Below are 13,676 nucleotides of genomic sequence, written 5' to 3' on the forward strand. Positions count from 1 at the left end.
CGCCGCTAGACCGTGGCGGCCGCCGTCAGGCCGCGACGCACCAGCAGCGGCTCGATCTGCGGGTCACGGCCGCGCAGGTCGCGGAACGCCTGGAGCGGGTCGATCGAGCCGCCCCGGCCCAGCAGCTTGGCACGGAACGCGTCACCGTTCTCCCGGCGCAGGCCACCGTTCTCGCGGAACCACTCGACCGTGTCCGCGTCGAGCACCTCGGACCAGATGTAGGAGTAGTAGCCCGCCGAGTAGCCGCTCGAGAACACGTGGTTGAAGTACGCGCTGCGGTAGCGCGGCGGCACGGGCGCGAACGCCACCCCCGCACCCTCGAGCGCCGCGGCCTCGAACGCCTCGACGTCGTCGGGGTCCGTGGGCACCTCGTCGGGCGACAGGCGGTACCAGGCCTGGTCGAGCAGCGCCGCCGCGAGGTACTCCGTGGTGCGGAAGCCCTCGCCGTCCTGGCGGCCCGCCAGGAGCGTCTCGACCCACGCCGCGGGCATCGGCTCCCCCGTCTCGTGGTGCACCGCGAACGCCTGCAGCACCTGCGGCTCCCATGCCCAGATCTCGTTGACCTGCGAGGGGTACTCGACGAAGTCGCGCGGCACCTCGGTGCCCGACTGCGACGGGTAGCGCACGGCCGAGAGGAGGCCGTGCAGCGCGTGACCGAACTCGTGGAACATCGTCGTGACCTGGTCCCACGTCAGGAGCGTGGGCTGGCCGTCGGGCGGCTTCGGGATGTTGAGGTTGTTGACCACGACCGGCGGCTCGTCGAGCAGCGTCGACTGGTCGACGAGGTTGTTCATCCACGCGCCGCCGCGCTTCGACTCGCGCGTCCAGTAGTCCGCGAGGAACAGGCCGAGACCCGAGCCGTCGGTGTCGAAGACCTCGAAGACGCGCACGTCGGGGTGGTAGCCGACGAGGTCGGTGCGCTCCGCGAACGTCAGCCCGTACAGCGCGGTCGCGGCGCGGAACACGCCCTCGTGCAGCACCCGGTCGAGCTCGAGGTACGGCCGCAGGGCCGTCTCGTCGAGCGAGCGGGCCTGCGAGCGCACGCGCTCGGCGTAGTACGCCCAGTCCCACGCCTCGAGCGTCGCGCCGGGCTCGTCCTGCTGCAGCGCGACGGTGAGCTCGACGGCCTCGGCGCGCGCGTTCGCGACCGCCGCCGGAGCGAGCCGACCCAGGATGTCCGCGACCGCCTCCGCCGACTTGGCCGTCGCGTCCTGCGCCACGTAGGCGGCATGGTGCGGGTAGCCCAGGAGCTGGGCGCGCTCGGCGCGCAGGCGGGCCAGCTGCAGCAGGGTCGGCCGCGTGTCGTGCTCGCCGCCCAGGCCGCGGCCCACCGACGCGCGGTGCAGCCGCTCGCGCAGGCGACGGTCGCGCAGCGTGACGAGCTGCGGCTGACCCGTCGGCAGCTGCAGCTCGAGGAGCCAGCCGCCGTCGTGGCCGCGCTCGGTCGCGGACCGGGCCGCCGCCGAGCGCGCGTCCTGCGGCATCCCGTCGAGCTCGGCCTCGTCGGTCACGAGAACCGCGGCGGCGTTGGTCGCGGCGAGCACCTCACGGCCGAAGACCGTCGCCAGCGTGGTGATCTGCGCGTTGAGCTCGCGCAGGCGGTCCTGCGCGGTCTCGTCGAGGCGGACCCCGGCGCGCACGAACGTGGTGCGGGTGCGCTCGAGCAACCATGCGGTGTCGGGCTCGAGCGTCAGCGCGCCCGACGCGACCTGCGCGTCCAGCGCCTCGAGGCGGGCGAACAGGCGCGCGTCGAGGTGGATGGCGTCCAGGTGCGCGGCCAGGCGCGGTGCGACCGACTCCTCGAGCGCGTCGAGCTCGGGTGTCGAGTCGGCGCTGGACTGGTTGAAGAACGCCACGAGCACGCGCTGCAGGGTCCGGCCGGAGCGCTCCAGGGCGACGAGCGTGTTCTCGACGGTCGGCTCGCTCGGGTCGGTCGCGATCACCTCGACCTGCGCGCGGTGCTCGGCCATGCCGTAGTCGATCGCGGGCTCGTAGTGCTCGGTGCGGATCCTGCGGTAGTCGGGCAGCCCGTACGGGAGCGACGACGGGGCGGCGAACGGGTTCTCGGCATCCAGGGGCGCGCGCTTCATGCGGGCATCATCGCCCACCCGAGGCACGGACCGCAGGAGCACGGGTCGCGCGCGCCCACCGCGCTCCTCGGCGCCCGCGGTCAGCCGGAGACCCGTCGAGAGCACAGCGCCGACGACCTCGCGAGTCCCCGACGTCGTGACGTCTCGGGCCGGATCCCCCTCGTTCGGCACGCTCGGGGAGGAGGGGCTCGCGTCAGGCCGTCGGCGGCGGCTGGATGACGATCGCGGTGGTGCGCGCTCCGGCCTCCCGCGCCGCGGCGACGACGTGCTCGACGTCGACGAGCGGCCCCTCGACGAGCACGGGCTGCCCGAGCGCCGACTCCCCCGACCAGCTCACAGCCGCGTGCGGCGGCGGGCGGAACGCGACGTCGCCCGGCAGGTGCATCACCGCGGCCGCGCGCACGCCGAGGTCCTCAGCTCGTCGCACCACGACGCCCGACACCGCCGCGAGACGCTCGGCCGCGCGCACGATCTCGCGCTGACGCCGCCCGGTCGTGCGGAACGTGACCGTCACCAGACCCTCGTCCGGCCCGGCGTCGCTCGTCGCGAGCGCGTCGAAGCTCACCCCGCGCGTCGCGAAGACGGCCGTGAGCGCGGCGACCGTCCCCGGCCGGTTCGCCCCGCGCACGAACACGACCCAGCGCTCGTCGAACCCCTCGTCCTGGATGCTCATGCGCCCCCTCCTTCAACCGGGACGAGGGCGGTGCCGTCGCCCGCCGTGGCGGTGAGCCACGGCTCGATCGACCGGCTGACGCGGTCGGCGACCGCGGCGAGCCGACGCTCCTCGTCGTCCGCGAGCGCCGGGAGCAGCACCTGCGTCCACCCCTCCGGCCCGAGCACGACCGGCACACCCAGGACGCCTTCGACAGGCTTCCCGGCGAGCTCCACCTCGCGGTCGAGCGCGACCTGGCCCGCGACGACGGTGTCGCGACCGTCGAGCACGGTGTCGATCAGGTCGATCGTCGCGCTGGCCGTGCCCGCGGCGGTCTTGGCGCCGCTCTGCTGCGTCATCCACGGTCGTGCGGCCACGCGGACGTCCGGGGGCCAGGAGTCGACGAGGCGGAACGCGCCCGCGAGGTCGTCGACCGCGGCGGTCGCGAGCGCACGCTTCGCGGCGGCGATCTCCTCGTCGTACGTCGCGAGCGTGCGCGCGCCGCGCACGCGTGCCACCTCCGCGCGACGCTCGGCGACGTCGAGCCCCGCGATGCGCACGGTCGACCACAGCGGCACAAGGTCGTCGCCGTGCTGCCCGACGGCGAACCCGCCGACGCGGTGCCGTCGCACGCCGATCGACGCGGCGACCTCGCGGCGGAACCGCAGCGTGTCGAGCCACGCGCCCATCCCGATCACGCGGTGCCGCCCGAGCGCCTCGGCGAACACCGCGACGCCGAGCTCCACCGGGTTGGACACCACGACGACGACCTCGCGGCCGGAGCCGTGCCGGGCCAGCGCCTCGGCGTACGTCGCGAACACGCGCGCGTTGTCGGCCGCGAGCGCGCGACGGTCGACGGGCACGCCCGGCTCGGTGCCCGCGGTGCGTCCGGCCGCGACGACCACGACGTCGGCCACGACGTCCGCGGGGTCGAGCGCGACGTCGAGCAGCGGGGCGTGCTCGTCGTACGCGTCGACGAGGTCCGCCGCGAGCCCGTAGGTGGCGCGCGACGAACGCCCGTCGGCGCGCCCGACGAGCTGCAGGCGGGAGGTCGCCGGCAGCACGCGCCGCTCGACCAGCTGCGTGCAGACCTGCCGGCCCACGTCTCCCGTCGCTCCCAGCACCGCCACGTCCATCCGGCGAGAGTAGGCGGCGTTCGTTGCGGGCGCGTGACGGGGATCGGCGGTCGGCCGCCGCGTCAGCCGGCCGCGAGCGCCTCGGCCACCGAGACGGACGGGTAGCCGTGCGCCGCGGCGACGGCGGAGTTGACGAGCCGCCCGCCGTGCACGGTCAGGCCGTTCGCGAGCGCGGGGTCGTCGGCGGCCGCCGCGCGCCAGCCGCGTGAGGCCAGCGCGTGCACGTAGGGCAGCGTGACGTTCGTCAGGGCGCGCGTCGAGGTGACCGGGACCGCGCCCGGCATGTTCGCCACGCAGTAGAAGACGCAGCCCTCGACGAGGAACGTCGGGTCGTCGTGCGTCGTGGGGCGGGTCGACTCGAAGCACCCACCCTGGTCGACGGCCACGTCGACGAGCACCGAGCCGGGCCTCATGCGCGCGACGAGCTCGTCGGAGACCAGGCGCGGCGCCCGCGCGCCGGGGACGAGCACTGCGCCGATCACCAGATCCGCCTCGGCGACCTCGCGCTCGAGCGTCCACCGGTTCGACGCGAGCGTGCGGATGCGGCCACCGCTCGCGTCGTCGATCTCCCGCAGGCGCGCCATCGACACGTCGAGCACGGTGACGTCGGCCCGCATCCCCACCGCGATCTGCGCGGCGTGCCGCCCGACCGTCCCGGCGCCGAGCACGACGACCCGCGCCGGGTCCACGCCCGGGACGCCACCCAGCAGCAGCCCGGCCCCACCCTCGTTGCGCATGAGGTGGTACGCGCCCACCTGCGTCGCGAGCCGGCCGGCGACCTCGCTCATGGGCGCGAGCAGCGGGAGCGAGCCGTCGGTGAGCTGGACGGTCTCGTACGCGATCGCGGTGGTCCCCGCAGCGAGCAGGGCGTCGGTCGCGGGGCGGTCGGCGGCCAGGTGCAGGTAGGTGAACAGCACGAGGTCGTCGCGCAGGTGGCCGAACTCGGCGGGAGTCGGCTCCTTGACCTTGCAGACGAGGTCGGCCTCGCCCCAGGCGGTCGCGGCGTCCGCCACGATCTCCGCGCCCGCGGCGCGGTACTCGTCGTCGCCGATCGCCGATCCCGAGCCGGCCCCGGTCTGGACGAGGACCCGATGCCCGTCGGTCACGAGCTGGTGGGCGCCCGCGGGCGTGAGCGCCACGCGGTACTCGCGGTTCTTGGTCTCCTGCGGGACTGCGACGATCATCTCGGCTCCCTGGGTGCGTGGGCGGGGGTGTGCCCGGCGTGCGGGTGCGGCGCGCCGGGTCGCGGCGCTGCCGGTCCCAGCATCCTTCGTCGGCGAGCGTCGCGCGAGAGGATCACGGGGTGTTCCGCAAGAGCAGACCCGGCGCCCCGAGCGGCTTCTTCGCGTGCGAGGCCGCGGGTCTCGAGTGGCTGCGGGCGGCCGCGGGGACTCCCGTCGTGCGCGTCCTGGACGTCGCCGAGGACCACCTGGACCTCGAGCGGCTCGTCGCCGTCCCGCCGAGTCGCGACGCGGCCGCGGCGTTCGGTCGTTTGCTGGCACGCACCCACGCGGCGGGCGCGCCCGCGTTCGGCTCGCCACCCGCGGGCTGGGACGGCGACGGGTGGTTCGGGCCGCTCGACGCACCGCTGACGATGCCCGCCGGGCGGCACGAGCGCTGGGGCGAGTTCCTCGCCGTGCGGCGGCTGCGACCGCTGGCGGCGCTGCTCCTCGGGATCGCACCGACGAGCGTGCTCGACAGGCTCGCGCGCGTCGCCGACCGCGCCGAGCAGGGCGCGTGGGACGACGACGAGCCGCCCGCTCGCCTGCACGGGGACCTGTGGGCCGGCAACGTCGTGTGGACGCGCGTGGGCGCGACGCTGATCGACCCCGCGGCGCACGGCGGGCACCGCGAGACGGACCTGGCGATGCTGGCGCTGTTCGGCCTCCCTCACCTGGACGAGGTCCTGGCGGCCTACGACGACGAGCGGCCCCTGCGCGAGGGCTGGCGCCGCCGCGTCGCGCTGCACCAGCTGTACCCCGTGGGCGTGCACGCGGTGCTCTTCGGCGGTCACTACGTCGCGCAGCTGGGCAGGCTCCTCGCGTCGCTGCACACCTGAGCAGCCGAGCGGGGCTCAGACGGGGGCGTCCTCGTCGCGGACCCGAGCGCCCTGAGGCCCCATGCCGTCGTCCGCCTCGTCGACCGTCATGGGCGGGTCCAGCGTGCGCAGCCGCGAGAAGATCGCCCACGCCACCGCGACGAGCGGCACGCTCACGACCGCTCCGAGGATGCCCGCGGTGAGCGTCCCGCCGGCGACCGCGAGCGCCACGACGACGGGGTGGATCGAGACCTGCTTGCCCATGACCAGCGGCTGCAGCACGTGCCCCTCGAACTGGCCGATGAGCGCGATCCCGACACCGACGAACACCGCCGACCACAACCCGTTGGCCGCGAGCGCGACGATCATCGCGATGACCATGGCGGCGGGCGCGCCGACGAGCGGGATGAACGCACCGATGAACACGAGCACCGCGAGCGGCGCCGCGAGCGGCACCCCGAGGATCAGCAGCAGGACGAATGCGAGCATCCCGTCGGTCACGGCGATGATCACGGTGCCGCGCGTGTAGCCGGAGAACGTGTACCAGCCCGCGCCACCCGCCTGGATCCAGCCCTCCCGGAAGCGCTCGGGCAGCTGGTTGAGGAACCACGTCCACATCTCGCGCCCGCGCGCCAGGAAGAAGACGGTGCAGAAGATCGCCAGCGCGAGCGACGTGAGCACCTCGACGACCGACCCGGCACTCTGCGCGGCCTGACCGGCAAGGTCACCAGCGTGGTCCTGCAGCCACTTCTGCCCGTCGTTGATCCACCCGGCGATCTGCTCGCTCGTGATGCGGAACGGCAGCTGGCCGCTCTCCAGGAACTCGACGATCTGACCGAGCCCGTCGCTGAACCGGTCGGACAGGTCCTCCCACTCGTTGGCGACCGAGTAGCCCACGTACGTCAGGAGCCCGACGAAGAACAGCACACCCGTGAGGATCGCGACGCCCGTGGCCACGAACCTGGGCAGGAAGCGCGCGAGCAGCTCGACGAGCGGGCGCAGCACCGCGGTGAACACCAGCGCGAGGAACACCGCGATGAACAGCAGCTTGACCTGCGCCGTGGCGTAGAACACCATCCCGACGGCGATGACGACGACGATCGCGCGCCACGACGCCCCCGCGAGCGAGCGGAGCCAGCGCGGCGCGTCGTACTCCACCGCAGGTGCGTTGCGCCGCACACCCGCGACCCGACGGGCCGGTCGCGTGCCCTGCTGCGCTCCGGCACGCTCGCCGGGCTCCGCCATGCGTGACCCCTTCCGCTGCCTCGTCGGCGGCCGGAGCACTGCTGCGAGCCGCCGCCGTCTCGTCTCTGCCCGAGTCTGCCCCTTCGGGCCGATGCAAGCGCGGCCGACTCACCGTGCTATCTTTTCTGCCGCACCACGGGGCGCCTCCGGGCTCCTCGATGGTCCACCTGTCCGGGTGGCGGAATGGCAGACGCGCTAGCTTGAGGTGCTAGTGCCCGTAAGGGCGTGGGGGTTCAAGTCCCCCTCCGGACACTCGTTGAGACAGCGAGCATGACGGCTCCGGGCTTCGGCTCGGGGCCGTTCGTGTCTCTGCCGGCAGTCACGACGTGCCGCGCGTCGGGCGTCATGCGTGCACCGTTGCAGCCTTGTCCCCGACGACGGCCGTGGAGGGCACCGGGGCGACGGAGGCGACGGCCCAGGCCGGCAGGTCGATGTCGATCTCGAGGACGCCCGACTCGGGGACCGGCACGGTCCACCGGCGCAGGTCGTCTGCGATCGCCTTCAGCTCGGCGGTCTGGGCGCGCGTGAGGTTGAGCGGCTCCCCCATCTGGTGCCATGCCTCCGCGGCGTTGCCGTGCTCCCAGTCGAGCAGCTCGACCTGGAAGACGGTCCCCGGCTCGAGTCCCGCGACCGTGTGGCGGACCCGCCGGGCCGTGCCGATCTGCTTGTACAGGCGCGCCGCGGCGTACGAGTCGTGCTGCTCGACGCCGCGCGTGCCCATCTCGGCGGGGTAGTTGAGGAACACCGCGGACACGCGGCCGTCGTCGGACGACCGGGTGATGATGCCCTGCTCGTCCTGGTGCACGACACGGTCGCCCAGGCGGTTCAGCATCGCGACGGCATGGAACGTGGGCTTGTGGATGCCCTGCTCGTTGACGAACCCGAAGCCGCCGTGGAACGGGCCGAGCCCCGCGCCGCCCTCCTCGAAGATGTCCGTGAACGTCCAGTACGAGATCGAGTCCGCGAGCGCGGCGCCCTTCAGGAACGCGCGCGTGATGTACGTCGCGGCGAAGAGGGTGTCGTGCGTGCGGTCCCGGCTCGACGGCGAGCTGGACCACTCGGTGATGTGCAGCTCGGCGTCGGGGTACGGGCTCGCCGCGATGAGCTCCTGCATCAGGCGCAGGTCTTGCTCGGTGGCGTCCACGTGGCGATGGATGGCCGTGAAGCCGCTGCCGGTGCCGTCGGCCGCGTAGTCCGTCGGGTACAGGTGGGTCGAGAGGAAGTCGACCGGGAGGTCCCGCTCAGCGCAGTAGTCGATGAGCTCGCGGACCCAGACCGGCTGCCAGTCGAGCGCGTCCGGGTCGGGCGCCCGGCCGGTGGCGAACTCGGCCGCGCGGTCGTAGGTCTCGCCGGCGTAGCGGGCGTCGGGCACGAACACGGACGTCGACGGGCCGCCCACCTTGAGCTGCGGGTCGATCGCCTTGAGCGCGCGCGCCGTGGCCTCGTAGAGCTCGAAGTACTCGGTGCGGGTGCCGGTCCAGAAGTGGGGCACCAGGTTGGGCTCGTTCCACACCTCGAACCGCCACTGCCGCACCTCGTTGAGGCCGTACCGCTCGATCCAGTGCCGCACCGTCTCGCTCACAAGGCGGACCCACTCCCCCATGTCGGTGGGCGGGCTGCAGTGCGCCTTCCACCAGAACAGCGTCTCGGTCTGCGTGGCCAGCTCCCGGGGCATGAACCCCAGCTCGACGAACGGGCGCGCACCCGCGTCGAGGATCGCGTCGAACACCATGTCCACGTAGCTGAAGGTGATCTGCGCCTCGGGCAGCACCTCCGGCGGGGCGAAGCCGCCGCCGTAGGTGGCGCGGTAGACGAACATGTCGTCGTGGAACAGGCCGTGGAACCGCACGAAGCGGACCCCCAGCACGTCCACGGCCTCACGGAACTGGGCCTGCCAGTCGGCGCGCAGCGCCTCGTTGGCGCGGCCCGCGCCCACGCACTGGTTCCACACGTGGTTCAGCGGTGCGTCCGACGGCGTCGCGCCGTCCACTCGCAGCTCGTCGAGAGCGTGCACTTCCTGCGGCATGGAGATCTCCTCTGGTCCACGCGGTGCCTCCTGGGGTCCGTCCCCGCCAGGCACCTCCCGATGGTGTGCTGACGGCCCGCGGCCGTCGATGTCGTCGCCGACCCGGAACCAGTCGACGTCCACGTGCCCGCCGGTCTCGGCCGTGGCGTAGCAGAAGATCGCGAACCGGTACCCGGTGAAGTGGTCGAGGCTGTACTCCATCGCCAGGTCGTCGCCGATCGGCGACCAGGCGGCACCGTCGAGCGAGTGGGCGAACGTGGCGCGGTCGGCGGCGTCCCGGAAGTCCACGTCCACGCGCAGCAGGACCGTCTCGGCCGTCAGCGGCACGGGAGCGCTGGTGAAGGCGACGCGCCCCTGCCGGTCGGCACGGCGCATCACGAGCCGCCGGGCGCCCTCGGCCATCTCGACCGCCACGTACCCGTACTTCTGCTGGTACGCGGACAGGCCGGCGACGTCGCCGTCCCGCATCGCGGAGACGTCCAGCGAGATCGCCGCGGCGCTCGTCGGGCCGCACGTGCGCTGGGTGAGCGTGTTGCGGGCGTCGAGGATGCCCGACGCGATGCTGCCCGTGGTCAGCCGCAGGTGGCCGGGCCGCTCGGTGAGCGACCAGAACCGGTTGTCCGGGTTGTGGTTCCACTGCCACGACAGCCCGAGGCTCGAGAAGTTCCACGCGTTCTCGTCCGACGCCGTCAGATCACCGGAGTCGGACGTGTTCCAGTAGCCGGCCGGCGTGGGCTGGTTGTCGAAGTCGTCCGAGACGAGGAGGTCGGTCGCTCCCGCCGACGGCGCCCCCGCGGAGACCGTCATGGCGTCGAGCGCGTAGACCGGCCACCCGTCCTCGTCCCAGGTCACGCGCGCGAGCTGCGGTGAGCGCCCGAGCGGCCCCTCGTCCTGGAAGAGCATGGCGTACCACTGCCCGCCAGCCGCCTGCACGACGCCCCCCTGAGCGACGCCGTCGCCCTGGCGTCCCTCGACCGACACCGCCTGGCTGAGCACCACCCTGCCCTCCCAGCTGCCGCCCTGGGACTGTGGCGTCAAGGACGTCGACCGCCACACGACCTGCTGGCGGAGCCCGTCCGTCGGCCACTCGATCATGAAGACGTAGTAGTGGTCGCCGACCTTGTAGGCGTGCGCACCCTCGGCGCTCAGCCCGCTGGTCTGGTCGACGTCGGCGTCCTCGACGAGCCGTGTCGCCGGGCCGTCCCAGACGAAGGTTCCTGAGTCGTCCCGGCCGAGCCGGCGCAGGTCGATCACTCCGCTGCCGTAGACGAGGTAGGCGTCCTCGTCGTCGAACAGGAGCGACTGGTCGTGCGCGTAGCCGTCGAGGACCGACCTCGTCCACGGCCCGTGCTCGATGCTCGGCGTCGCGTAGACGTACGTCTTCTGGGTGGTCAGGCTGCCGACCGAGACGTAGAACGTGCCCTCGTGGTACCGGATGCTCGCGGCCCAGGTGCCCTGCCCGTAGGCGTTCTCCCCGTTCCGCAGAGCAAGCGCGTCCGTGTCGTCGAGGATCGGGCCGGTGTAGCCGACGATCGACCAGTGCACCAGGTCGCTCGAGCGCAGGATCGGCACGCTCGGCGCGAAGTACATGGTGGTGCTGACCATGTAGTAGTGCCGACCGTCGTGGACGACGTCCGGGTCGGGGACGTCCGCGAAGATGACCGGGTTCGCGATGGTCAGCGCCCGGTCGCCACGTCCCGTCAACGCAGGCCCAGACTGACGGTGACGTAGGAGTGGGCGGGGAGGTCGACCTCGAGCCCGCGCGCGTGGGGCCGCACACCGTGGTGCGCGGTGGGCGCGACGGCGTCGAGATGCTCCGGCGTGTTGTGCGCGTCCAGGACGGGTGCGGTCAGCACGCGCGCCTCGTACCCGACGACGTCGCGGCCGCGCAGGTCGAGCACGACCGTGCGGTCGGCGTCGATGTCGAGGTTCGACAACGAGACCAGCGCGGTGTCGCCCTTGACCGAGGCGGACGCCGACACCAGCGGGAGCTCGGTCCCGTCGGCGGTCCGCGTCGGCACGCCCCGCAGGTGCACGGCGAGCGCGGCGGCGTCATGGTGCCCGACGTTCATCGCGAACACGTGGTACGTCGGGGTGAGCACCAGCGCGCCCGTGTCGGGATCCGTCAGGACCATGGCCTGCAGCACGTTGACGGTCTGCGCGACGTTCGCCATCACGACCCGCTCGGCGTGCCGGTGGAACGCGTCGAAGTGCACCGACGCGACCAGCGCGTCGCGCAGCGTGTTCTGCTGGTACAGGAAGCCCGGGTTGGTGCCCTGCTCCACGTTCCACCAGGTGCCCCACTCGTCGACGACCAGGCCCACCTTGCGGTGGGGGTCGTAGCGGTCCATCACCGTCGAGTGGCGAGTGAGCAGCTCATCCATGCGGCGGGCCCGGGCCATCGTCGTGTACCACTCGTCGGTGCTGAACCCGGTGGCGTCGCCCTTGTCCGCCCACGAGCCCGACATCGTGTAGTAGTGCAGCGACACGGCCTGGAACGGCCGGGCGGGCTCGGCCGGGTCTGCCGCCAGGTCGTCGAACGAACGCATCAAGGTCTCGGTCCAGTGCAGGTCCGCCTCGTTCGCGCCGGCCGCGACCCGGTACAGGGCGTTGCCCCCGTGGTTGCGCGAGTAGGTGGCGTAGTGCCGGGCCAACGACGCGAACTGCTCCGCACGCAGGTTCCCGCCGCACCCCCACGCCTCGTTCCCCAATCCCCAGAACGGCACGCGCCACGGCTCGTCGCGCCCGTTCGCGCGGCGCAGCGCCGCCATCGGCGAGTCGTCCGCCCGGGTCAGGTACTCGACCCAGTCCGACATCTCGGCCACGCTGCCGGACCCGACGTTCCCCGACACGTACGGGTCCGCCCCGAGCAGCTCGCACAGGTCCATGAACTCGTGGGTGCCGAACGCGTTGTCCTCGACGACGTCGCCCCAGTGCGAGTTGACCATCCTGGGCCGCTGGTCGCGCGGGCCGACCCCGTCGCGCCAGTGGTAGTCGTCGGCGAAGCAGCCGCCCGGCCAGCGCAGGTTCGGGATCCGCAGGTCGCGCAGGGCCGCGACGACGTCGGACCGGATGCCCCGCACGTGCGGGACGGGCGAGTCCTCTCCGACCCAGAACCCGCCGTAGATGCACCGGCCCAGATGCTCCGCGAAGTGCCCGTACACGTGCCGGCTGATCGTCGCACCGGGCAGGTCGAGATCGATGATCGCTGTCGTGGTGGTCGTCGTCTCGCGGACTGCCGTGGAGGCAGGCGGAGGCACAGGGGTGCTCACGAGGGTGGTCTCCTTTGACCGGGTAGCGACGTGGGTGACGCGACGAGCAGCTCGCTCGGGTGTGGCTAGGCGTCGCCGCGAGTGGATCCACGCACGACGAGGCGGACGGGTGCGACGACGTGCTCGGCAGGGCCGGTCCAGCCCGACATCTGGCGGTGCAGCAGTCCGACCGCCGCCTCGGCCACGCCCTCGTGGTTGGCGTCGACCGACGTGATGCCCGGAGGGACGAAGCGCGACATGTCGAGGTTGTCGAACCCGGCGAGCTGGACGTCGTCGGGCACACGGAGCCCGGCGTCCGCCAGGGCGGACAGGGCTCCGAGCGCGACCATGTCGGTGACGGCGAAGACCCCGTCGAACGGCAGCCCCGAGGCGATGACCTCGAGCATCGCGTCGCGACCACCGAGAGCCGTGTAGTCGCTCACGGGCACGACGTAGGCCGGGTCGGGGGCGAGCCCGGCCTCGCTGCACGCGTGCTCCCACCCGACTCGGCGGTCCGTCGTCATCATGTGCGCGGCGTCGAACGAGCATCCGAGCGCCAGGATGCGGCGCGATCCACGCTCGATCATGTGCGCCGTGGCGAGGCGGGCACCCGACTCGTTCGCCAGGCGCACGTGGTTGAGGTGGTCGGGGACGTCGCGCTCGCCCAGCAGCACGATCGGCTTGGCGGTGCGCACCCGCCCCAACTGCTCCAGGTCGAGACCGGCGATGGACAGCAGGACACCGTCGTAGATCTGGAGCCGCGCGACGGTCAGCGCCTCCATCTCCTGCTGCGCGTTGGCGCTCGTCCGTTCGAGGACGAGGTGACGTCCCTGCGCCTCGATCAGCGGGGCGACCTGGTCGGCGAGCTCGCCGAAGTAGTCATGGAAGCTCGGGACGACGAAGGCGACGGTGTCGGTCCGTCCGGCCCGCAGGTGCCGGGCCGTCAGGTTGACCTCGTACCCGAGGGACTCGACGGCCGCCATGACACGGGCGCGCGTCGGCTCGCCGACGGGAAGGCGCTCGTTCAGGACGTTCGACACCGTCATCACCGAGACGCCGGCGGCGCGAGCCACGTCGGCCATCCTCACCACGGGGGTCTCCTTCCCGCGACGTCGTGCCGGTCCGGCGCTCGTCGGGCTGCGGGCCCCGGCCACACCGCCGGAGCGCGCTCAATATATCGATACAACGCCAGACGGCAAGACCCACTTCACCGGAACCAGCAGGCGATACTTTCGGTG

General features: G+C 72.8%; 9 protein-coding genes and 1 tRNA gene. 2 read left to right on the forward strand and 8 right to left on the reverse strand.

All coding sequences use genetic code 11. The features are described from left to right. Positions 1 to 5: 5 nt before the first annotated feature. From CGE01nite_RS01005 to ald, 4 genes are all read right to left on the reverse strand, one after another. Positions 6 to 2,090, reverse strand: a complete 2,085-nt coding sequence (locus CGE01nite_RS01005) for a M3 family metallopeptidase (RefSeq protein ID WP_048344002.1) — start codon at positions 2,088 to 2,090, stop codon at positions 6 to 8. 193 nt (positions 2,091 to 2,283) lie between these two features. Beyond that, positions 2,284 to 2,763 carry an ACT domain-containing protein gene (locus tag CGE01nite_RS01010; RefSeq protein WP_048343969.1) on the reverse strand — a complete coding sequence of 160 codons (480 nt, stop codon included), beginning with the start codon at positions 2,761 to 2,763 and terminating at the stop codon, positions 2,284 to 2,286. Then, positions 2,760 to 3,878: a lactate/malate family dehydrogenase gene (locus tag CGE01nite_RS01015; RefSeq protein ID WP_141368440.1), complete on the reverse strand. Its 1,119-nt coding sequence runs from the start codon at positions 3,876 to 3,878 to the stop codon at positions 2,760 to 2,762. Before CGE01nite_RS01015 ends, CGE01nite_RS01010 begins: the two co-directional genes overlap by 4 nt. A gap of 62 nt (positions 3,879 to 3,940) precedes the next feature. Next, the gene (gene ald, locus CGE01nite_RS01020) at positions 3,941 to 5,062 is read right to left on the reverse strand and encodes an alanine dehydrogenase (RefSeq protein ID WP_141368442.1); all 1,122 of its coding nucleotides are present in this window, start codon (positions 5,060 to 5,062) and stop codon (positions 3,941 to 3,943) included. Positions 5,063 to 5,181: 119 nt separating this feature from the next. Between ald and CGE01nite_RS01025 the strand changes: the two genes are divergently transcribed. Beyond that, complete coding sequence (locus CGE01nite_RS01025; protein WP_229747533.1) at positions 5,182 to 5,937, forward strand: fructosamine kinase family protein; 756 nt, start codon at positions 5,182 to 5,184, stop codon at positions 5,935 to 5,937. Between the two features lie 15 nt (positions 5,938 to 5,952). Here CGE01nite_RS01025 and CGE01nite_RS01030 read toward each other — a convergent pair whose 3' ends face one another. After that, a complete protein-coding gene (locus CGE01nite_RS01030; RefSeq protein WP_048343972.1) occupies positions 5,953 to 7,161 on the reverse strand; it encodes an AI-2E family transporter in 1,209 nt (402 codons plus the stop codon). A gap of 169 nt (positions 7,162 to 7,330) precedes the next feature. On the opposite strand from CGE01nite_RS01030, the gene CGE01nite_RS01035 reads away from it, so the two are divergent. Then, positions 7,331 to 7,413, forward strand: a tRNA-Leu gene (locus CGE01nite_RS01035). A 91-nt stretch (positions 7,414 to 7,504) separates the two neighbouring features. On the opposite strand, the gene CGE01nite_RS01040 is transcribed toward CGE01nite_RS01035, so the two are convergent. The 3 genes from CGE01nite_RS01040 to CGE01nite_RS01050 form a co-directional block, all read right to left on the reverse strand. Then, a complete protein-coding gene (locus CGE01nite_RS01040) occupies positions 7,505 to 10,891 on the reverse strand; it encodes a GH39 family glycosyl hydrolase (protein ID WP_141368444.1) in 3,387 nt (1,128 codons plus the stop codon). Further along, positions 10,888 to 12,459: an alpha-N-arabinofuranosidase gene (locus CGE01nite_RS01045; RefSeq protein ID WP_048343973.1), complete on the reverse strand. Its 1,572-nt coding sequence runs from the start codon at positions 12,457 to 12,459 to the stop codon at positions 10,888 to 10,890. The genes CGE01nite_RS01040 and CGE01nite_RS01045 overlap by 4 nt, the downstream gene beginning before the upstream one ends. Before the next feature lie 65 nt (positions 12,460 to 12,524). Continuing rightward, on the reverse strand, positions 12,525 to 13,520 hold the full coding sequence (locus tag CGE01nite_RS01050) for a LacI family DNA-binding transcriptional regulator (RefSeq protein ID WP_229747548.1): 996 nt from the start codon (positions 13,518 to 13,520) through the stop codon (positions 12,525 to 12,527). Positions 13,521 to 13,676 lie beyond the last annotated feature (156 nt).

Origin of the sequence: Cellulomonas gelida, from assembly GCF_006538725.1 — a bacterium.
Classification (GTDB): domain Bacteria; phylum Actinomycetota; class Actinomycetes; order Actinomycetales; family Cellulomonadaceae; genus Cellulomonas; species Cellulomonas gelida.